20 protein-coding genes are annotated in these 19,496 nt (G+C 58.1%); 13 read left to right on the forward strand and 7 right to left on the reverse strand.

Translation table 11 applies throughout. The features are described from left to right. Window positions 1-414 precede the first annotated feature (414 nt). The 4 genes from BV106_RS02605 to BV106_RS38010 all read right to left on the reverse strand — a co-directional run bounded on the left by BV106_RS02605 (window position 415) and on the right by BV106_RS38010 (window position 2,884). The gene (locus BV106_RS02605; protein ID WP_038160048.1) at window positions 415-1,029 is read right to left on the reverse strand and encodes an isochorismatase family cysteine hydrolase; all 615 of its coding nucleotides are present in this window, start codon (window positions 1,027-1,029) and stop codon (window positions 415-417) included. Between the two features lie 936 nt (window positions 1,030-1,965). Continuing rightward, window positions 1,966-2,331, reverse strand: a complete 366-nt coding sequence (locus BV106_RS02615) for a YhjD/YihY/BrkB family envelope integrity protein (protein WP_051944853.1) — start codon at window positions 2,329-2,331, stop codon at window positions 1,966-1,968. Window positions 2,332-2,378: 47 nt separating this feature from the next. Next, window positions 2,379-2,696, reverse strand: a complete 318-nt coding sequence (locus BV106_RS02620; RefSeq protein WP_038160050.1) for a hypothetical protein — start codon at window positions 2,694-2,696, stop codon at window positions 2,379-2,381. A 14-nt stretch (window positions 2,697-2,710) separates the two neighbouring features. After that, on the reverse strand, window positions 2,711-2,884 hold the full coding sequence (locus BV106_RS38010) for a hypothetical protein (RefSeq protein ID WP_265593702.1): 174 nt from the start codon (window positions 2,882-2,884) through the stop codon (window positions 2,711-2,713). Window positions 2,885-3,522: 638 nt separating this feature from the next. On the opposite strand from BV106_RS38010, the gene BV106_RS02630 reads away from it, so the two are divergent. The 9 genes from BV106_RS02630 (at window position 3,523) to xth (ending at window position 12,645) form a co-directional block, all read left to right on the forward strand. Next, on the forward strand, window positions 3,523-3,780 hold the full coding sequence (locus tag BV106_RS02630) for a GlsB/YeaQ/YmgE family stress response membrane protein (protein ID WP_038160054.1): 258 nt from the start codon (window positions 3,523-3,525) through the stop codon (window positions 3,778-3,780). Window positions 3,781-3,826: 46 nt separating this feature from the next. Then, complete coding sequence (locus BV106_RS02635; RefSeq protein ID WP_038160057.1) at window positions 3,827-4,348, forward strand: hypothetical protein; 522 nt, start codon at window positions 3,827-3,829, stop codon at window positions 4,346-4,348. 109 nt (window positions 4,349-4,457) lie between these two features. After that, window positions 4,458-5,564 (forward strand): aldo/keto reductase, encoded by a 1,107-nt coding sequence (locus BV106_RS02640; RefSeq protein ID WP_038160060.1) that lies wholly within the window; start codon window positions 4,458-4,460, stop codon window positions 5,562-5,564. 314 nt (window positions 5,565-5,878) lie between these two features. Continuing rightward, window positions 5,879-6,430 (forward strand): (2Fe-2S)-binding protein, encoded by a 552-nt coding sequence (locus tag BV106_RS02645; protein WP_265595267.1) that lies wholly within the window; start codon window positions 5,879-5,881, stop codon window positions 6,428-6,430. A 5-nt stretch (window positions 6,431-6,435) separates the two neighbouring features. Then, a complete protein-coding gene (locus tag BV106_RS02650) occupies window positions 6,436-7,440 on the forward strand; it encodes a xanthine dehydrogenase family protein subunit M (RefSeq protein WP_038160066.1) in 1,005 nt (334 codons plus the stop codon). Window positions 7,441-7,468: 28 nt separating this feature from the next. Next, window positions 7,469-9,748 carry a xanthine dehydrogenase family protein molybdopterin-binding subunit gene (locus BV106_RS02655; protein WP_038160069.1) on the forward strand — a complete coding sequence of 760 codons (2,280 nt, stop codon included), beginning with the start codon at window positions 7,469-7,471 and terminating at the stop codon, window positions 9,746-9,748. After that, the gene (locus BV106_RS34970) at window positions 9,745-10,692 is read left to right on the forward strand and encodes an XdhC family protein (protein ID WP_081891476.1); all 948 of its coding nucleotides are present in this window, start codon (window positions 9,745-9,747) and stop codon (window positions 10,690-10,692) included. The genes BV106_RS02655 and BV106_RS34970 overlap by 4 nt, the downstream gene beginning before the upstream one ends. Before the next feature lie 7 nt (window positions 10,693-10,699). Then, window positions 10,700-11,293: a nucleotidyltransferase family protein gene (locus tag BV106_RS02665; RefSeq protein ID WP_038160078.1), complete on the forward strand. Its 594-nt coding sequence runs from the start codon at window positions 10,700-10,702 to the stop codon at window positions 11,291-11,293. A gap of 575 nt (window positions 11,294-11,868) precedes the next feature. Continuing rightward, the gene (gene xth, locus BV106_RS02675) at window positions 11,869-12,645 is read left to right on the forward strand and encodes an exodeoxyribonuclease III (RefSeq protein ID WP_038160083.1); all 777 of its coding nucleotides are present in this window, start codon (window positions 11,869-11,871) and stop codon (window positions 12,643-12,645) included. Between the two features lie 670 nt (window positions 12,646-13,315). Here the strand turns inward: xth and BV106_RS38015 are convergent. Beyond that, on the reverse strand, window positions 13,316-13,477 hold the full coding sequence (locus BV106_RS38015; RefSeq protein WP_265595268.1) for a hypothetical protein: 162 nt from the start codon (window positions 13,475-13,477) through the stop codon (window positions 13,316-13,318). Window positions 13,478-13,669: 192 nt separating this feature from the next. Between BV106_RS38015 and BV106_RS02685 the strand changes: the two genes are divergently transcribed. Further along, window positions 13,670-14,839 (forward strand): sensor histidine kinase, encoded by a 1,170-nt coding sequence (locus BV106_RS02685; RefSeq protein ID WP_038160089.1) that lies wholly within the window; start codon window positions 13,670-13,672, stop codon window positions 14,837-14,839. A gap of 42 nt (window positions 14,840-14,881) precedes the next feature. On the opposite strand, the gene BV106_RS02690 is transcribed toward BV106_RS02685, so the two are convergent. Both BV106_RS02690 and BV106_RS38020 read right to left on the reverse strand, forming a co-directional pair. Next, entirely contained in the window at window positions 14,882-16,468 is a 1,587-nt protein-coding gene (locus BV106_RS02690; RefSeq protein WP_051944858.1) for a PAS domain S-box protein, read from the reverse strand. 586 nt (window positions 16,469-17,054) lie between these two features. Then, window positions 17,055-17,195, reverse strand: a complete 141-nt coding sequence (locus tag BV106_RS38020) for a hypothetical protein (protein WP_265593707.1) — start codon at window positions 17,193-17,195, stop codon at window positions 17,055-17,057. Between the two features lie 406 nt (window positions 17,196-17,601). On the opposite strand from BV106_RS38020, the gene BV106_RS02695 reads away from it, so the two are divergent. The 3 genes from BV106_RS02695 to BV106_RS02700 all read left to right on the forward strand — a co-directional run bounded on the left by BV106_RS02695 (window position 17,602) and on the right by BV106_RS02700 (window position 19,229). Then, window positions 17,602-18,048 (forward strand): Hsp20/alpha crystallin family protein, encoded by a 447-nt coding sequence (locus BV106_RS02695; RefSeq protein WP_038160091.1) that lies wholly within the window; start codon window positions 17,602-17,604, stop codon window positions 18,046-18,048. A 98-nt stretch (window positions 18,049-18,146) separates the two neighbouring features. Next, window positions 18,147-18,323, forward strand: a complete 177-nt coding sequence (locus BV106_RS38025; protein ID WP_265595269.1) for a hypothetical protein — start codon at window positions 18,147-18,149, stop codon at window positions 18,321-18,323. 108 nt (window positions 18,324-18,431) lie between these two features. After that, a complete protein-coding gene (locus tag BV106_RS02700; protein WP_265595270.1) occupies window positions 18,432-19,229 on the forward strand; it encodes a hypothetical protein in 798 nt (265 codons plus the stop codon). The last annotated feature ends 267 nt before the right edge of the window (window positions 19,230-19,496 follow it).

Below are 19,496 nucleotides of genomic sequence, written 5' to 3' on the forward strand. Positions count from 1 at the left end.
GTCATCTCTTCAGACCGATCCACAGACCGCCATGAAGTCCATCCGCTCTGACACTGGATAACGTGATCAGACAACTTGCGAGACACGGTCACCCTCGCCGCGGCTCCGAGATCCTGCCACGCAAGAAGTCTTCGTCAGCTGCCAGCCACTCTACTTTCATCCAGCGCAACAGAGGGAATGCAAATTGTAGAAGCCGAACACATGGAAACCAGGGGTGGAAAAATCAGCTTTACCAATCAGCAAGAATGCCGCGTGTTTCGACGCCACGAAGTCAACTTTGGGGAGGAATGCCAGACCCGGGATAGAGCCGAAGCTGTTCATACTGAATTTCAGATGGACTCGTCACCACATCCCCCAGTGACACTCACAGGTCTCCAGCGAGGTTAAGACGCCCCGAGTGCTACGCATGTGACGTCATATGCTGGCTCGCCGCCCTCTGCGCGATGAAAATTCCACTTTTTCACCAGGAACCAGCTCTGCTTTCAGAAACCGTTTCATGTGTTCCAACGCCAGACGGGTGTCAGAGCGCTTCTCAGAGGCCACGCAGTCCGGTGGCACCACTATTTTATAGTCCCTCATGTAGGCGTCATTGGCAGTGTAAAGAACACAGAGATTCGCTGCAAATCCTGTGAGCACGAGCCGCGTTACGCCCAGATGCACCAGCAAGACGTGCAAGGTAGTGGAGTAAAAGCCAGAGTGCTTGGGCTTGAGCACAAAATAGTCGTGGTCCCCCGGGGTGAGAAGACGGACAATCGACGCTCCCGGAGCGGACTTGCGCTGGCAATGCTCCACCTGCCGCCGGAAGTCTGACTGCCACATGCCAAAATTGTCGTTCACATAGATCACAGGCACTTTTTTCTTTAGCGCCCTAGCTTTCAGCAAAGCAATGTGTTTGGCCGCCGGCAGCGCAGTTTTCACCAAGCTCCGCCCTCCGGGAAAGGCCATGTCATTGATCACATCGATGAGCACAAGCGCCCAGCCTCGCGCCTTTCTGGAAGTGAGGTGAGCCTCGGCCCGGGTGGTCTTCATAGGAAGGAAAAATCGAGGAGTGCGCGGGATCGTGCTCTCACGCCACCCTCTTCCACGAAATCGGAGCTGCCCGGGCAGGAGCGTTGGTGCAAACGAGCACTCGGTGCGCTGAGACGACCCTCCACCTGGGCAGGCCTCAAGAGGCCAAGACTCGCTCCCGCCCTTCCACAGCGAAGTTAACAAGCTCCTCAGCCGAGCGGAGATCCAGCCTCGTCATGATGTTGGCACGGTGGGTCTCCATAGTCTTGATGCCAAGCCCGAGTCGCTCCGCTATTTGCTTCGTGGCATATCCTCTCGATGGCCATTGGAACACCTCCATCTCACGATGGGTGAGGCCAGAAAGATGTTCCCGATCAAAGCCGGCATGACACTCAGCATGTTCCAGAGCGTGCAACAGGTGGGCGACCATCTTGGGAAGCAGGAAATATTCCCTTCTCAAGGTCTGCACTGCTCCAACAATCAGGCTTGGCGGCTACAAATGGAGCGGAGTGGCTTCAGCAAAAAATCGCACCCACGTCGCACTTCTATACGACGCGGCCCGCAGCATCCGTGAGACACAAACAACAAACCAACGCGCCCATCCTGATCCCTCGCGACGATCCTTCCCACTTGGCTTTTCGCCGCAATATCCCGGATCTGCCCATCAGGCTGATTCAGAGTAGCGGACGGTTTCGATTTCCCACGTTGGGACCTGGGGCTTCGTCTATCGGGCGGGGCATGAGATGCTGCTCAGCGAACTTCAGCACAGACTGAATGAAAAACGGAGTCGCCGTTTTGAGGGGCCACTCCGGCCAAATAGGAGACCATGCCTACCTTGGGTTTCGCAGAATCCTCTGCCCGCACCTGAGGCATACCTCTCTTTACGCTCTCCCGACGGTGATTTAAGATCTGCTCTCCTTCATCCGGTGACATCCCAGATGGTGTTAAGAGCATCTTTCACTGACCAAGTACCCCGGAGGCACCCATCAGCAGGGTGGCCGCTCCCACGAGCGCAGCCACCACCCCACTCGAGGGCTTGGAGGCACTCTCCACCATGGTTTGCACACCTGCCGCGGCCTGCTTCCCCACGTATCCCTCAATGGTCCTGTAGAGCTCGCCCGTCGCCGCTTCATCGTCCAGCACCAGTCCCGCGATCGCCAGGGCGATGATGAGCAAAGGGGCGATGGAGAACACGGAGTAGTAAGCCAGGGCCGCACTCAGGCGCAGGGCGTTGTCTTTACTCCAGTCGTTGACCGTGGCTTTCAACAGCCCGGCCCAGCCTTTTATTCCCGCCGGAGCCATGGTGGATGGGATGGTGTCCATACATTGTGCGCAGCCTCGCTCAGAGTTCCCACGACCCTGTTTCACTCTCAGGGCGTGGCATGATTCGAATCACTCCATTTGCTCATCCAGGTCTCCACACACTCCACAAGGTCCGCGACCAAGATCCCGTTGTAGGAAGCTTCGGGAGAGACATCTGCGGAATGGTCTTTCAGCGCCATCCAGACTACCTCCAGAAACTGATCGGAGCACTTCAGCAAGACGTCGGAAGGCGGCCCGTCTGCGGGCGATTCAATCGAGACCGATGTCCGGGCATCCTTAAGCAGCACTCCGGTATCCGGTGCCACCTCGGCGAGCATCAGTTGAACAGCCTCCACTTCCCTGCTTGGAACGACAAAGGGGTTCATGGGAATGTGCCTCATCAGTCACCTTTGTCTCCCTGGCCCTTGTCCGCTTTTGTCCGGGCCTTTCGCCGGCGGTCCGACGACAGGGACCGGCCCACGTCGTCTGATTCGGAGAACTGTCCTTGCGAGTTCCGGCGCACATACCGCTTGTCGCCGCTGTGGGGTTCAATGAGGTGACGTTTCGAGTTCATACTCAGAGTTCGCACATCGATTCACGGCGGGCGTATGGAGTTACCATCAGGTCAACGGACCACTCCATGACCATTGCATCGCCCCCCCCTCGCTGCAAGCCCTCCGCGCATTCCCTGAACTGGCCATCAGGCCAAACCATGGTGCCGATACTCATTCACCTGTGGCAGGCAGGTGCACCCTGCAGGAGATACGGGACCTCTTCAAGCTCCCCAAGTTGCCAGCCTCCGTCTTCCGGCGAAACCTGATTGTTGAAGGACTCGATCTCCGGGCCTGCCTTGGCAGACGCTTTATCTTTCAAGGAGTCCTCTTCGAGGGAAGCCAGGAGTGCAAACCCTGTCATTGGATGGACCGCGCCGTAGCCCCCGGGACTGAAACCTTTATGAAAGCGCAGTTCCGCGGCGGATTGAGGGCGAAGATTCTTGAGAACGGCGTGCTTCGTGTGCCCCCCCTCTCTGCCTGATCTGCAACCAACCCCCGTGGGCGACGATTCGAAACTGCGCCACCGAAACACAATGGCGGTTCAATGAGCCTACTCCAGATTCATCCCGCGTAAAAAATAATGTAGGCGCGGGGCACCATAACACCCCGATCTCATGGCACTGGACCCAATCCAGCCCAAATTCAAACACTCAAAAATATGTCATTCATCTGGATGTTGATCATCGGCCTTATCGTCGGAGCAGTCGCCAAGCTCCTGATGCCTGGAAAAGATCCCGGCGGCATCTTTGTCACCATGGTGATCGGTGTCGTGGGCGCACTCGTCGCTGGCTTCCTGGGCCGCTCGCTCGGCTGGTACAATGAAGGGGAACCCGTGGGGTTCATCGCCTCCGTAATCGGTTCTATTCTCCTGTTGATCATCTACCGGCTGATTACCGGCCGCAGCCGGGTTGCGTAGCCCCGGAGGAAAAATCAGAACTAACCATCTACTGGAAAAAAATCCTATGAGCACTTCACAATCACAAAGCCAGAATCAGTTCGACCGCGACCGCAACGAAGATCCCATCACGGGTGAGCCTGGCGCCCATCCCATCGGCACGGGCGTCGGAGCGGCAGGAGGTGCGGCAGCCGGCGCTGCCATTGGCTCAGCCGCGGGCCCGGTGGGCGTGGCCGTGGGTGGCGTGATCGGCGCCGTGGCAGGTGGCCTCGCAGGCAAAGGGGTCGCAGAAGCGGTGGATCCCACTGTTGAAGACGCCTACTGGACCGAGAACTACCGCAGTCAGGACTATGTGGACGCCGATGCCACCTACGATGATCTGGGACCAGCTTACCGGACCGGATACGAAAGCTATCGCTCGGGCAAGTATACGTCATACAACGAGGCGGAGACCGATCTCGAACGAAACTGGGACTCCGTGAAAGGAAAGTCCCGGCTCGCCTGGGACAAAGCCAGACACGCCTCACGAGCCGCCTGGGACAGAGTGGAACGGGCCCTGCCAGGTGATGCAGATCGTGACGGCAAATAAGTCACACTCGCACTACAAAACCCGCAGTTTGCACTGCGGGTTTTCATCTTTTTCAGAGCGTATAGCCGGATGACCGAGATAAACCCTCTCCGAGGCACTGATCCCCATCATGAAATCACAGAACACCACCCGACGTAATTTCCTTGCCGCCACGGCCCTCGGCTCCGCTGCCATGGTGGCCACAGCCAGTGCTCAAGCAGCCTCTGGCGCTGCGTCCACCCAGAGCACACATTATCGGCCACCCCATCGTTTTGGCCTTGGTGGGGTCGCGATTGGCAACGGATTCAAGCCCACCTCTGACTCGCAAGCAGAAGAAACTTTGGCAGCAGCATGGGCCAGTGGCGTGCGCTACTTCGACACCTCCCCATGGTATGGTCTCGGCCTGAGCGAACGCCGCTTCGGCCACTTCCTGCACAACCAAAAGCGTGAAGACTACGTGATATCGACCAAGGTGGGCCGCCTGCTGAAAGCCGGGAAGCCACGCGACAAGTTGTTGTGGAAGGAACCCTCCCCGTTCGTCCACACCTATGACTACACCGCCGACGGAGTCCGCCGTTCCATCGAGGACAGTCTGCAACGGCTCGGCGTAGAGAGCATCGACATCGTCTTCATTCACGACCTATCTCCTGACAATGGCGATCTGGGAGAACGCTGGACAGAGCAATTCAACATCGCCGCGAAAGGCGCGATGCCTGCATTAACCAAGATGCGCGAGGAGGGTCTCATCAAAGCATGGGGCTTGGGCGTCAACACGATCGAGCCCGCGCTGGCAACGCTGAAGGTGGCCGATCCCGACATCTTCCTCTCCGCCACACAATACTCGCTGATGCATCACGAGGATGCCCTAAATCGGCTTTTCCCTGCCTGTGATGACCGCGGAGTTTCCATCGTAGTGGGAGCACCGTTAAACGCGGGCTTCCTGGCTGGCTTGGATCGCTATGACTATAGCGGAAAGATGCCCGAGAGCTTCAAGGAGAAACGTGCCCGCATCAGCACCCTTGCCAACAAACATGGTACCGACCTGCGCACCGCTGCCCTGCAGTTTACGGCCGCTCCACCCACCGTATCCGCCACCATCCCCGGGGCACGCAGCGCCCAGCAAGTGACAGAGAACGCGACCTCGATGAAAGCGCAGATCCCTGCCGCGTTTTGGACAGAACTGAAGAATGAAGGGCTCATTGCCAAGACCGCACCCACGCCTAGTATCAAGCAATAGACGCAACGACAAAAGGAAGTGACGCGGGCAGCATCACCAACGTTGTCCGAGACCGCTGGTGCGACTCTCTCGCAATAACTATCCCAACCACGCCTCTAGAAAACTCGATGAGGCGACAATATGTGCAATTCAGATTCGTCATACACGCACACGCCTCACAGGCACCGTATCATGGTCTCAAGGAGCCTGCCATGAAAGCGGACAAGGAGCCCAGTCCTCAAGCGAGGAATGAACACCCTGAGGGTGCTAGCAAATTTTCGCGTCGGGATTTCATCTCACACTTTGGAACGTCAGGCATTGCCGCGAGTTCCGTGATGTTGACTTCCCCACTCGCAGAGGCCGCCGAAGTGAAACCTGCCGCTGGAAATCCCCCCGAAGGGTTTATGGAGGTCAATCTCACGGTGAACGGCAAGAAGCACACGGTGCAGATCGATCCACGCAGCACCCTGCTGGATACCCTCCGTGAGACGCTGCATCTCACGGGCACTAAGAAAGGATGCGATCATGGCCAGTGCGGTGCGTGCACGGTGCATGTGAATGGCGAACGCGCCAACGCCTGCCTCTGTCTTGCGCTCTCGGTGGAGGGGGACCAGATCTCCACCATAGAAGGTCTGGGTGAACCCGGCCGCCTGCACCCCATGCAGGCCGCATTTCTCTCCTGCGATGGCTACCAGTGCGGATACTGCACCTCCGGCCAAATCATGTCCGCCGTCGCGCTGATGAAAGAATCCTGTGGTCCTGCTGACGCCGATGTGAAGGAGGCCATGAGCGGTAACATCTGCCGCTGCGGGGCCTACCCGAACATTGTCGAAGCCATCCAGAAAACCCGGCAACATGCCGATCCCGCCCGCGCCCCGAGCGCTTGATGCGCATGAAATCCTTCGCTTTCATCCGTCCGCCGGACTCTGCCGTGGCCATCGCCGCGCAGGCTGAGTCACCCACCGCCCAGCAGGGAGCCAGCGTCCGCTTTCTCGCGGGCGGCACCACGCTGGTGGATCTGATGAAGCTGAATGTCGAAGGCCCGGACAAGGTCGTCGATATCAACCGGCTCCCGCTCGATCAAATCGAAAGCCTGCCCGATGGCTGCCTGAAGATTGGTGCCACGGTGCGGAACTCCGCGCTCGCCAATCATCCCGCCGTGCTGCGGGACTATCCTGTGCTTTCACAGGCGATTCTGCAGGGGGCCTCCGCGCAGTTGCGGAATCGCGCCACCACCGCGGGCAATCTCCTGCAACGCACACGTTGCATCTATTTCCGCGATACCGCCATGCCGTGCAACAAGCGTGAGCCCGGCACCGGCTGTGCGGCGATCCACGGGCACAACCGCAATCTGGCCATCCTCGGCACCAGCGAGCACTGCATTGCGAACAACCCCTCAGACATGTGCGTGGCCATGGCCGCGCTGGAGGCCGTCATCCATGTCACGGGCCCCAAGGGCGTCCGCGCCATTCCCTTTGCCGAGTTTCACCTGCTGCCTGGGGAGACCCCGCATCAGGAAACGGTGATCCAGCCCGGCGATCTCATCACGCATGTCACCCTGCCGCCCCCGGTACCAGGAAACAAATCGCTGTACCTGAAGCTGCGCGACCGTGCGTCGTACGAGTTCGCCCTGGCCTCCGCCGCCGTGGTGCTCACGGTGGCCGGGGGCAGGATCACCCGGGCGCGGGTGGCGATGGGCGGCATAGGTGTGAAACCCTGGCGCACCAGGGAGGTGGAAGCTGCGCTGGAGGAGCAGCCTGCCACGGAGACGACCTACCAGCGGGCAGCGGAGATGGCCGTGCAGGGCGCACGCCCGCAGAGCGAGAACGCCTTCAAGATCGAGCTGGCAAAGCGCTGCCTCATTCACGCGCTGAAACTCGCCGCTCAACCTGCCTGATCCACTCGATGATTTGGAGAACCACGCCATGGCTGCTGAACCCCTCACCTCCCCCAAGATCGTCGGCAAGGCCCGGCCCAGAGTGGACGGCCCGCTCAAGGTCACCGGCCGGGCGATGTACAGCTCTGACCACCACTTCCCCGGCATGCTCTATGCGGTGCCGGTGTCCGCCACCATCGCGAACGGGAAGATTGAGAAGATCGACACCGCGACGGCTGAGAAGATGCCCGGTGTCCGCGCCATCTATCACCAGGGGAACATCGGCAAGCTCTTCCGCGTGTCGGTTAGCTTTGGTGACTTGTCCATGATCGATGAGACGCGTCCGCCCTTTGAGGACGATGTCATCCGCTACTACGGCCAGTATGTGGCGCTCGCAGTGGCAGACACCTTTGAGCAGGCGGGCGCTGCCGCAGATGCGGTGAAGGTGACTTACCGGCGGGAGGAGCCCAATGTCGAGCGCGAGCTCGGGGTAGAACGTCTCGCCGGGGTTCGCAAGAAGGGCGGGTCCAAGCCCGAGCATCTGGAATCCCCCAAGGTGCAAAGCGAGCGCGGAGATCCGGAGCCCGCCTTTGAAAAGGCCGCAGTGACCCTGGATGCCACCTACCTCCTCCCGGCAGAAACGCACAACCCCATCGAGCTCCACGCCACGGTGGCTGTGTGGGATGGCACCGGCTTCACCTTGTATGACACCACCCAGGCCGTGGTAAATGCGCGCAACGTCCTGGCCCAGATGCTGGGCGTGCCGAAGGAGAACATGCGCGTTATTTCCAAGTTCCTCGGCTCCGGGTTCGGAGGCAAGCTGTGGCCGTGGACCCACTGCGCCCTGGCTGCGGCGGCGGCGCGCCAGCTCAACCTGCCGGTGAAGCTGGTGATCAACCGCCGCTCCATGTTCCAGTGCGTGGGGCACCGGCCGCTCATCCAGCAGCGCGTGAGGCTCAGCGCCACGCAGGAGGGAAAGCTGACCTCCCTACGGCACGAGTATGTCAATCACACCTCCATGCTCGATGACTACGAGGAGAGCTGCGGAGAAGGCACGCCACACATGTACAGCGTGCCGAACCTGCGGGTGACCTCCGCCCTGGCGCGACGGAATGTGGGCACCCCCACCTCCATGCGCGGGCCTGGTGCCGTTCCCGGCCTCTATGCCACAGAGTCTGCGATGAATGAACTGGCGGATCTGCTGAAGATGGACCCGGTGCAGCTCCGGCTCGCCAACGAACCGGAGATCGACGAGGGCACCAAGCTGCCCTTCTCCTCCCGGCATCTCCGCGAGTGCCTGACGACGGGTGCGGAGAAGTTCGGCTGGGCACGGCGCACACCAGCCGTGGGTTCAATGAAACAGGACGGTCTGACGCTCGGCTGGGGCATGGCGAGCTGCACCTGGATAGCCAAGCGCTTCGGGTGCACAGCCCGTGTGGAGCTGCGCGATGATGGCACTGCCGCCGTCAGCACCGCCACCCAGGACATCGGCACCGGCACCTACACCGTGCTGGCCCAGATCACGGCAGAGAAGCTGCAGATCCCGGTTGAGAAGATCGAGGTCATCCTGGGGGACAGCAACCTGCCGGAGGGACCGGTCTCCGGCGGCTCCATGGCCACGGCCTCGGTCATCCCCGCCGTGATGGCTGCGGCGGGAAAGGCGGCCGAATCCCTCCTCGGCGTGGCGGCCAAGGCACCCGGTTCCCCGTTTGCGGGAAGCAAGCCGGATGGCCTGGCCTTTCAGGACGGGAAGGTGCAGGCCAAGGGCGGCGGAGAGGGCGTGCCCTTTGGCGAAATCCTGAAGAAAGCGAAGATGCGGGGCGTTTCAGGCCAGGGTTCGTCTGATGGTAATTTCTTGGATCCCAAGCCTCAGTTTTCCTCGCACTCCTTTGGGGCGCATTTTGTGGAAGTCACCTGGCAGCCGGAAACGGTGCGCCTCAGGATCAACCGCGTGCTCACCGTCATCGATGCCGGCAGGATTGTGAACCCGCTTGCCGGTCGCAACCAGATCGAAGGGGCCGTTGTGATGGGCGTCGGAATGACCCTCTTTGAACAGACGCAGTACGAGCACGGCACCGGCGCCCCCATTAACTCGAACCTCGCGGACTACATCATGGCGGTGAATGCCGATGTGCCGAAACTGGACGTCATTTTCCTCGACTACCCCGACCTCCACTTGAATGAATTCGGAGCACGCGGCATCGGTGAGATCGGACTCGCGGGCATCTCCGCCGCTATCACGAGTGCCATTCACCACGCCACGGGTTTTCGCGCGCGCAAACTGCCGGTGACCATTGAAGATCTGTTGGGAGCACCCGCTCAGGCATGATGAAAGAACTCCGACAGATCATTGAGCGGGTGCGCGAGTGCCCCGGGCAGGCATGGGCACTGGCCACCCTGGTGGAAACCCGAGGATCCACCTATCGCAAGCCGGGGGCGCGCATGCTGGTGGATGAGCAAGGCACCACACTGGGGGTGCTGAGCGGCGGCTGCTTGGAGGAGGAAATCGCGCGGCACGGCCTGGAGCTCATTGATGGCGCCGCAGCACGGGTAATTGAGTTTGATACCCGCCGCCTGTATGGATGCGATGGTGCGGTGCGCATCCTGGTGGAGTTCATCCCCCCCGCTGCAGAGAGGGGCAATCTCCTGACAGAACTCGGCCATCGAGTGGATCATCGAGGCCTCTGTCGTCTCAGCTCCCGCTACGAAGGGGAGGAACTGGGCACCACGTTGCTCGCTCCCGATGAGCTGGTTCCCGAGCGCAACGGCACGTTTCTACACTGCGTGCCGCTCCCCGTACGCTTGCTGCTCTTTGGGGCGGGCCCAGAGATATCGCCTCTGCTGCACCTCGCCCAGACACTGGGCTGGCTGACACTGCAATTCACCCACGCCACCGATCTCGCAGAAGATTTCACGCCCGATGCCCAGACCGTCGCCCTGGTCATGACGCACAACTTCGGCCGGGACCTTGCGGTTCTCCATCGGCTCGTTCCCTTTCAATTGCCTTATGTGGGCTTGCTCGGCCCTCGCAGGCGCCATCAACAGCTCATTGGCGAATTGCTCAGCCTTGGCGCAAGCTTCGCCGACAGCCTGGCCTCGTTGCATGCACCAGCGGGCCTCGATTTAGGGAGTGAATCCCCAGAGGAGATTGCACTCTCCATTGTATCCGAAGTGGCCGCCGTCCTCGCCCAGCGTCACGGTGGTCACTTGCGCGACCGCGCCATTCCCATTCATCTTGCGGACACGGCGTTCACGAAAAGCGAAGCTGCCTGAGGTCTCCATGCCCGCCACAGCCATTCTTCTCCTTGCTGCAGGCAGCTCCAGCCGTCTTGGCAGGCCCAAACAGCTGCTCCGCTATAGGGATGGCACCCTCCTACGCCATGCAGCGCAAACGGCTCTCGCTGCCGCGCTTGGCCCGGTGATTGTCGTTCTGGGCTCTGGGGAGCCTGAGTGTCGCGAGGCACTGCTCGGCCTCCCGATCACTATGGTCCTCAATCTCCAATGGGATGAAGGCATGGGCACCTCCATCGCAACTGGGATGCAGTGCGTCCGGGAGGCAGAGCATGATGCTGTGATCATTACACTCTGTGATCAGCCAGCCATCACGGCGTGCATGCTCCGGGCTCTAGTCCGCCATCCACACGACGCCGGATGTTCCATTGTGGCCTCACGACATGGCGATAACAGGATCGTTGATCCACCTGTTCTGTTTACCGCACAACATTTTGCTCAGCTTCGTCTACTAAAGGGTCACGACGGCGCAAAAGCGATCATTCGTCAGCGACCTGCTGAGGAGTTGGGTTTCGTTCCGTGCCCCGAAGCAGCTTTCGACGTGGATACAGAACAGGATGTCGCTGCCCTTAATCATCGTTGAGTAGGTACTTGAGCGTCCTTCAGACGCACTAAGCTCTAGAGGCCAAATGGCAGACCTGCTGTCAGCTGACTTTTCTCCTGGCGGCCCATCTTCTCTTTTGGGCTTCGATGATCCGTCGCCGGCCCGCCTCAGACATTACCCGCTTCCTCGTTGGCTTCGGCTTCTCCTCCCTTACCCCAGTCACCTTTGGCGGCCTACCGCGACGCTTGATGGGCTCGGCGGCAAGGCTGGACCCATCGAGAATTCTTGCCAGATCGCCTTCAAGCTGCTGGATCTGTTCGGCTAGAGCGATGGCTTTCCTGAGATTGTCTAAATTCGATGAAGGTGATCGGGCCATTTTACCTCTTAGTTGGGCCTACCCCTGATCTCAAGCCGTAATTCTGACGCTTCGCCACGCGTGCCGTGTGGTTGAAGTGGTTCAAAGGCGGAACGGCCTCATTTCCTCCCAATTACCCGCCCTCTGAGTGGGGTCTCATGGGAATGTATTCCCCACATTCAGGAAGTGGACCAGTGCCGATCATAGCTGGGGTGCCTTGGTAGTCACAGGACTGGTAGTGCATCCAGCCATCTCTTTCATGAAGATCGCCAGCTACAATGTGAATGGCATCAACGGTCGGCTCCCCGTCCTCCTCCGCTGGCTCAAGGAGGCGGAGCCGGATATTGTTTGCCTGCAAGAACTGAAGGCACCCCATGAAAAGTTCCCCCTCCCGCCCATTCAAAGAGCCGGCTATGAGGCGATCTGGCATGGCCAGAAGAGTTGGAACGGCGTCGCCATTCTGTCGCGCGTCGGTAAGATTCAAGAGGTGCGGCGACAGTTACCTGGGGATCCCCAAGACAGTCACAGCCGCTACATCGAAGGCATTGTCAGCAACATGGTCATTGGATGCCTTTACCTCCCCAACGGAAACCCCGCACCGGGACCGAAATTTGACTACAAGCTCGCCTGGTTCAAACGGCTCATCACCCACTCCAAAGCGCTCCTCAAATACGATGTACCTGTGATGCTCATCGGCGATTTCAACGTCATGCCAGCGGACATCGATGTGTACAAGCCTGAGAGCTGGCAGGAGGACGCACTCTTTCGTCCTGAGGTCCGCAGGGCGTTCAAACGTCTTACCGATCTGGGATGGACTGATGCCATTCGAAAGCTCCACCCACAGGAGAGAATTTACACATTCTGGGACTATTTTCGCAATGCCTATGCTCGGAACGCGGGCCTGCGCATTGACCATTTCCTGCTAAACCGTCATCTGGAGAATCGTCTGAAGAAGGCGGGAGTCGACAAGCATGTCCGCGGCTGGGAAAAAACCAGCGATCATGCTCCGGTCTGGATGCAGCTAAAGGAGCGGTGATCCAATTTACCCTGCTCAGGCTCTCGTGCTAATAGATCCGGACTATTCGCCGCGGCGGCAGTTCTCGATGATCGTCAAGCTCACCGCCGTGTCATGTCCTGCGGAGAGATCTGACCCAGGTTTAATTCCGTGTGTGAGGTAGTGCGGCGGTGAGAGCTGGCTCAGCCACCTTGAAAATCTCCCGGCTTGGAGTTTAGTGGAGCAATGTACATGCGCGACCTCTTCTTCGAAGCGCCTTTGAATACGAAGCGAGCAGTGAGGCTGTCGCTGATAGCCCTTCTGGTGACGGCTATCGGTTCTTTGTGGGGTTTGGAATTCCTTGTAGTGTCCCTACCCCTCAGCGGCATGTTGGCCAGAGCTCTGGATGTACACGATAATCGAAAGCGTGAGGTCCGACGAGCTTTGTCCAAGATTTGAATCGGAATGCCGGGAACACTTCTGGGAAAGTGGCGCATCCCAGCAGGCAACGGGGTAAGCCTTTCATGCAGGCAGGCCCACTGGTTGCTCCTCCAGGCGGTGGCGTGGCTTCCAGGTGCTGAAATGTTCCGGAATTCGCTCCAGCTAAACCACAGGCCCCTATGGGAGGGGAGCTATCCACCAGACCACCTGGTCCTCCGGCCCGACATCCGGCAACGCCCCTCACACAGACCAAACGTCTGATTTTTTCCTCTCAACGGGCTGCGAACACGCCCAAATGGAGATCACTCCATTCCAGGTGTCTCCCGAAGCCCCCTGCGCCTGCCACCCCGGCGGCCTCCTCGCGGGGGTTGAGCCAGATGTTGTTGCCCCGTACGCCATGCTGTTCGTGGGAGACTTCGACGCATCGTTTCATATCTCTGCTCACTAGACCGGAACCATACCTGACTATCAAATGGCCAAGTAAGCCGTCAGCCTACGAGTCCTGCTGGTATAAAACATGTCACATGTATCAGGAGCAGGTCCTCTCACGCCCCGCCTCCGTGGGCGCCAGAACATTGCGAAACAGCCATATAGGCAGTAGCCCCCGATCCTGCGCATAAACAGCATGGAGATCATAGATGCAGTCCAACTACGCTCTCAGCTCGGTGCCTTCTTAGCCGAAAGGACGGGTGACATTGTCCGGTCGTGGGTGGACGAGGTTAAGAAAGACCCCCGCCTCACGACCGCGGACCGTCTCTCTGATCATCTCCTTGAAGATCATATTCCCCTGCTTCTGGAGGACTTCATTCAGGTTCTACGCTCAGGGGACGAAGAAACTGGAATCGGTGCAAAGTGGAATGCCGTGAAACACGGTGCTGAGAGATGGGGCCAAGGATACAGTTACAAAGAACTCGTTTGGGAAATCTACAGGCTCCGCAGGGTATTGTTTGACAACGTCAGGGAGTTTGCACGTGGCAAACCAAACGAACTGGATGTATTTTCTCTCGCATGCAGCTCGGCAGACTCTTTTCTGAACGAACTGGAATGTCGTTCGGTCGAAAAGTATGCCGAAGAAAGCGAGACTACTGTCCGGCTCTCGAATGAGGCCCGACTTCGTCTCATCCGCACTGTGTCGCATGAGCTTCGCAATTTGCTAAACTCCGTAGGTCTGGCATCCGCGCTTCTGTCGAGCGACGACCCGGAGTCGATCGAGTTTATGAGGGGAAACCTCGACCGCAACTGCGGTCACATGAAGCAGGTTCTTGACGACCTGCTTGATCTGTCTCTCATCTTTTCACGTCAGAACGTAGCCAAACCCGCGTGGTTCGATCCTCGGTCGCTTCTCAAGCTCCTCGAAGCTGCACACCGCCCGGTGGCGGAGGCCAATGGAGTAATTTTTAGATCCTCCATCATAGGCGAACTCGGCACAATTTACACAGACGAGCTCCGTGTAAGGCAGATCGCGGAGAATCTCGTGTCCAACGCCATCAAGTACACCCCTACCGGAGAGGTTCATCTCCGCTTCGAGGGCGTTAGCACCAACGACTGGGCCATTGTTGTGGAAGATACCGGCTTGGGCATTTCTGAGGCGGACCGCCAACATATCTTTTCTGAGTATTACCAGGTAGCCTCAGCATCGCCACTTCGCGGATCGGGCCTGGGGTTGTCCATTGTTTCGGGGCTTGTAGATTTGCTCAAGGGATCTATTTCACTCGAATCTGAAACGAACCGAGGCAGTGTTTTCAGGGTAGTACTTCCCCGAATTCACGGAGTGCTAGACCTCCGTGCCCAATAACTCCCCGCCGCGCATGGTGAGGAACGGTAGATCTTCGGCAAGTCACTTGAACTGCTTGGCCAACGCTGCAACGGTAACCACAAGCTCTGACGAGTCCGCGGGCTTGGGCAAGAGGATTTGGAATCCTGCACAGAGTGCTCTGACTCGGTCTTCCACGCGGCTATATGCGGTTAGTGCCACCGCTGGCACCTTCCCCCCGTCTTTAGCAGACTTGGAACGGATGGCTTCAATAAACGTATAGCCGTCCTTCTCGGGCATGCCGATATCGCTGACTATCACATCGGTTGCCGAGGTCCCGAACTTCAGAAGCGCTTCATCTGCCGAGCACGCCGTTGTCACCGTTGCTCCCGCGTTTTTCAGAGTCCGCGCGAGAAGATGCCGAGAGTCCTCGTCGTCCTCAACCACTAGCACGGAGAGTCCTGAGAGCTGAGGCAACGACCTTTGGGGAATCTCTGTTGATGGGGCTGGAGCGCGACCATGCGTGCCTTCGCCCTCCTTCAGGGCGGCAATCGGCAGCATGACCGCGAAGGTTGACCCTCGTCCTGGCCCGGCGCTCTTAGCAACTACCGTTCCGCCATGAAGCTCAACCAGGTGTTTTACGATAGCCAATCCCAGGCCCAAGCCACCGTGGGTCCTGGTGGAAGAAGCGTCCGCCTGACGAAACCTGTCAAAAACATAAGGGAGAAAGTCCTCCGTGATACCCACGCCGTTATCAGAGACCGCGGTTTCAAAATGTGAATTCACTCTTTGAAGCAGGATCTCAATTCGCCCCGCCCGGGGTGTGAACTTTATGGCATTGTTGAGCAAATTCCAAAATACCTGATGGAGGCGTTGGGGATCTCCGTGTACCAGTTTCGGGAGCCCATCAAGAACAGCATGCATGCGGATGTTTTTCGCATCAGCGGCGGGCTTCACGGTTTCCATGGCAGCCTCCAGAATGGGGCCAAGCTCGACACGCTCCACCTCAAGACGGACCTTGCCTGAGAGGATCCGGTTCATATCCAGAAGATCTTCAATGATTCGCTGCTGGGATTGAGCGTTTCGCTTGATCACATTTAACCCCTCTCTCACCTCCACCTCATCCATATCGCCTGCAAGCAGGAGCTGCACCCACCCCAAGATCGATTGCAAAGGGGTTCGCAGTTCATGGGACAGTGTGGCAAGGAACTCATCTTTCATCCGGCCTTGACGCTCCGTCTGCTCGTTTGCTTCAGCAATGGCTAGCGCCGCCTTTTTCTGGGCTGTAATGTCTCGTGCAATCTTGGACGCACCAACAATCCGGCCCGTGCTATCTCTAACGGGTGAAATTGTGAGGGAGATTTCGCGGATCTCTCCATCCTTGCGGACGCGTTGGGTTTCGAAATGGTCCACACGCTCACCGCGGCGTAGCTGTTCGAGTATCAGGGGCTCTTCTTCCAGCCTCTCTTTAGGAATCAGCAATGAGATGTGTTTGCCAATGATTTCAGGGGCAGAATAACCGAAAATGCGTTCCGCCCCCCGGTTCCAGCTGGTCACAATACCGTTGAGGTCCTTTGAAACAATGGCATCGTCGGATGAGTCCACGATCGCCTGTAGCAGGTGCTCCGGGCTGCCAAACCCCTTAATAAATAACCCAGTATTGTCGCTCATAAAAATCCACTTGGGGTTGCTGACGAACCCGTTGCAAGTGCAATCCAACCTACGAGCGAGCGTTCATTGCAAGATCGCGCGAGAACATAGTGCTGGATGCATCAACGGGCTTGGGCGTGGCTTGCGCAAACGCAGCACACGTCAAACCATGCCAGCGGATCCCATCAGAAAAGTTCCGCCGTTCCACTTCCATTGATTCTTGCCGCTCACCAAAACACCTGATCAGCACAGCGTGAGAGCGGGCAAAGAGGGTTCGCGGAATGCAGTTCTCGCCCAAGTGCTGCGCGGGACTTAAGCCAGCCCTCCTATTCGGAGGAAGTGCCATAGATAATCTGCCGGAGCGCTCGAAGCAGCGCTCCCGCGATGTACCACTTGGGCAGAAAATGCGAGCCCTGCGTTTGACTCACGTGCTACCACGCCGTCAGCGTTGAGACCGCTGGCAGCAAGCACTTTTACTTTTGGATTGATGCGCACAAGCACCTGAATCATCGTTGGCCCGTCCATCAGAGGCATCATCATGTCAGTGAGCACGACATCTATCTCTTGGCGATGCAGAGCATAGGTGGCGGCGGCCCTCGGCTCCAGCTCATGCGAGTGTAGCCTTGTTGTCGAATGCCTCAAGGGTCTGATGAGTGATCTCCCGAACCGAGACTTCATCGTCCACCACCAGGACGAGCTCGCCATTTCCCCTTGGCAGATCCGCCGTGAAGTTTTCACTCAGCGGCATCTCGGCATGCGTTTGGACGGGAAGGCAAACCTGGAACCGGTTCCCCAAGCCTCTTTCGCTATAGACTTTGGGAAATCTGCGTGGTTTTTCACGATCGCCAAAGTGGTTGATAACCCCAGGCCTGCACCTTGGCCTGTCTCGTTGGTAGGCCCGAGATCGGCCCGAGAGACTTCGCGCAAAAATGACCCAAGCGAATTGAGTCAAAGTTTCAAGATTGAGACAATTTTTCACTCCGAGCCACCTCCATCCCATATGCATAAAGCCCACAAAACGAGGTGGTTGCAAATGCTCAACACTGGCATGAATTCTGTTGGGGACATTTCGTGCGCAAAACGCATAGACAGAGACGCGGTGCGGGCCGCGGTCTGTAATCCACTAAGCCCGCTAACCTAATTCAGCTACCGACATGAATGCAGTTATGCGATGGAACCCTCTTCGGGAGATCGAAAACCTTCAGAATCGAGTCTTCAACGCCCTCGCTCCAAGCATGGCCAACAACGGAGGCCCTGATATGGAAAGCCCACCGTGGGCCCCACTTGTGGACATCGTGGAAGACCCCTCAGAATACCTGATCACCACCGAACTGCCGCAGGTGCGCAAGGAAGACGTGAAGATTACTCTGGAGAACGGGAGGCTCACCGTCAGTGGCGAACGGAAACCCAAAGAAGAAAAGGACGGTCGGAAGATCCATCGACTTGAAAGGCCTTACGGACCGTTCTTCCGAACTTTCGCCCTCCCTGAAGACGCGGATCCGGGCAGGGTGAGTGCCGCATTCAGTGAGGGAGTGCTGCACATCACCGTGTCCAAACATGAAAAAGCACTTCCTCGTCAAATCGAAGTGAAAGTCAACTGAGCCATTTGCTCTGCGACCGCTTCCAGCCGCCGCGAGCGCTGGAAGCGGAGCGCGCATAACACTTGGAAACCTACTGGCAAACCAATTCTGACCATCTTATGAAATCCGTGCCAAAGCCGATCATCGGAATTGTGATGTTGGCGGCAACAATAATCTTCTCGCCGGTGATTGTGGGCCACATTGTATTCTCCGCTCTTTTGCGTGAGTTCAAAGGAAGCTCAGACAACCAACGAATGGAGTTTCCAAAAGACGAAGCCGGGAGCAGGACAGCATGAAGGTGCGGGAGTGTCTCCCCCCTGCCCGGTGGCTCGGTAAATACGCGGAGAGAACCCTGGAGCTGCGGCGCAGAACCATCCGCTCGCATACATACAAACTCTATGCGCATGACAACTGAAAATTGTGTTATCAGGGCGGGAATTTCCCCAGTGGAATTCGCAGGCCTTGCGGCAAACCTGGTCGCCGCGGGGATTGTGACAACTTCATCCTCTCCCGCACCCGAAAACCAACCTCAGTCTGCGATGCAGAGAGCCATTGAAGGAACTCTGGTATTCCTTGAACTATGCTCGGAAGCATTGAGTGCCAGAACAAACGGCGACGACCATGCGTCTGCCGCCCTGGCCATAGCCGCCAGTGCAAACAGGATAAAAAATGCAGCGTATGAGGCATTCAACAATAGTCCGCCTCCTACCGCCGAGGCCCTGGAGCGAATTGGCGAAAGCCGCGTTTGGGAAAGCCTCTCCGGCGATTCGAAATCCGAAGTCAGAAAGAAGCTGGCTCGTGCACCCATTGGAGAGTTTTTGCGGGAAGCCAACGTCGGCATTCTCCCTCCAACTGAGCACGAGCTTGGAAGCATCGGAGAAGCGCGCGCTTGGGCCTCCATACCCGCTGCAGAACAATCCAATTCAATTTTCCGGCTCTTGACCAATCACATGATTGTCCACGGGAGCGAGCAAATTCCTGCACTGACAGATGCAGTTATATCCGAGTATGGGAAGGAGGGGATTCCGGTCGAACTAGCAGAGGGCATCCTCTGGCACTTAAAACTATCAAACGAGAACCGGCAAGCTTCCCGCGAAAAGGGGACGTCTTTGGTCATGGAAGCGGAAGGTGTCTCAGACGAGGAGGACAGTGAGATTAAAGGGAGTTCGACCAACAGAAACCCGGAGTCAACAACGTCATGACGGCGATTCTTTGCCCGGAAAGCCAAACAGGCTTTATCGGACGGCCTTTTAAACACGCATCCGTCGTACTTGGCGGAGTTTGCACAGTGTTCGTCCTCGCACTTTCGTGTCCGGCTGATAAAACCCCCGCCGCAACTCAGGACTGACGCAAGACCACTGCCCCACTTCAGCGGCTCCATGCCAAGCCAAGCGCCTGTGGCAAAAAGGGCATCTCAAAGTGTTGTAAATATGGCTCACAGCGAAAACGGTCCGAGAAAATTCGCGCAT

This window comes from Verrucomicrobium sp. BvORR106 (genome assembly GCF_000739655.1).
Lineage (GTDB): Bacteria > Verrucomicrobiota > Verrucomicrobiia > Verrucomicrobiales > Verrucomicrobiaceae > Verrucomicrobium.

Coding starts and splice junctions, on each gene's coding strand:
- BV106_RS02605 (WP_038160048.1), bottom strand. CDS start 1,029: ATGAAGACCACCCGGGCCGAGGCTCACCTCACTTCCAGAAAGGCGCGA.
- BV106_RS02685 (WP_038160089.1), top strand. CDS start 13,670: ATGGAGATCATAGATGCAGTCCAACTACGCTCTCAGCTCGGTGCCTTC.
- BV106_RS02645 (WP_265595267.1), top strand. CDS start 5,879: ATGTTGACTTCCCCACTCGCAGAGGCCGCCGAAGTGAAACCTGCCGCT.
- BV106_RS02695 (WP_038160091.1), top strand. CDS start 17,602: ATGAATGCAGTTATGCGATGGAACCCTCTTCGGGAGATCGAAAACCTT.
- BV106_RS38025 (WP_265595269.1), top strand. CDS start 18,147: ATGAAATCCGTGCCAAAGCCGATCATCGGAATTGTGATGTTGGCGGCA.
- BV106_RS38015 (WP_265595268.1), bottom strand. CDS start 13,477: ATGAAACGATGCGTCGAAGTCTCCCACGAACAGCATGGCGTACGGGGC.
- BV106_RS02635 (WP_038160057.1), top strand. CDS start 3,827: ATGAGCACTTCACAATCACAAAGCCAGAATCAGTTCGACCGCGACCGC.
- BV106_RS02620 (WP_038160050.1), bottom strand. CDS start 2,696: ATGAACCCCTTTGTCGTTCCAAGCAGGGAAGTGGAGGCTGTTCAACTG.
- BV106_RS38020 (WP_265593707.1), bottom strand. CDS start 17,195: ATGCCGCTGAGTGAAAACTTCACGGCGGATCTGCCAAGGGGAAATGGC.
- BV106_RS02700 (WP_265595270.1), top strand. CDS start 18,432: ATGACAACTGAAAATTGTGTTATCAGGGCGGGAATTTCCCCAGTGGAA.
- BV106_RS02690 (WP_051944858.1), bottom strand. CDS start 16,468: ATGAGCGACAATACTGGGTTATTTATTAAGGGGTTTGGCAGCCCGGAG.
- BV106_RS02650 (WP_038160066.1), top strand. CDS start 6,436: ATGAAATCCTTCGCTTTCATCCGTCCGCCGGACTCTGCCGTGGCCATC.
- BV106_RS02630 (WP_038160054.1), top strand. CDS start 3,523: ATGTCATTCATCTGGATGTTGATCATCGGCCTTATCGTCGGAGCAGTC.
- BV106_RS02640 (WP_038160060.1), top strand. CDS start 4,458: ATGAAATCACAGAACACCACCCGACGTAATTTCCTTGCCGCCACGGCC.
- BV106_RS02665 (WP_038160078.1), top strand. CDS start 10,700: ATGCCCGCCACAGCCATTCTTCTCCTTGCTGCAGGCAGCTCCAGCCGT.
- BV106_RS34970 (WP_081891476.1), top strand. CDS start 9,745: ATGATGAAAGAACTCCGACAGATCATTGAGCGGGTGCGCGAGTGCCCC.
- BV106_RS02615 (WP_051944853.1), bottom strand. CDS start 2,331: ATGGACACCATCCCATCCACCATGGCTCCGGCGGGAATAAAAGGCTGG.
- xth (WP_038160083.1), top strand. CDS start 11,869: ATGAAGATCGCCAGCTACAATGTGAATGGCATCAACGGTCGGCTCCCC.
- BV106_RS02655 (WP_038160069.1), top strand. CDS start 7,469: ATGGCTGCTGAACCCCTCACCTCCCCCAAGATCGTCGGCAAGGCCCGG.
- BV106_RS38010 (WP_265593702.1), bottom strand. CDS start 2,884: ATGAACTCGAAACGTCACCTCATTGAACCCCACAGCGGCGACAAGCGG.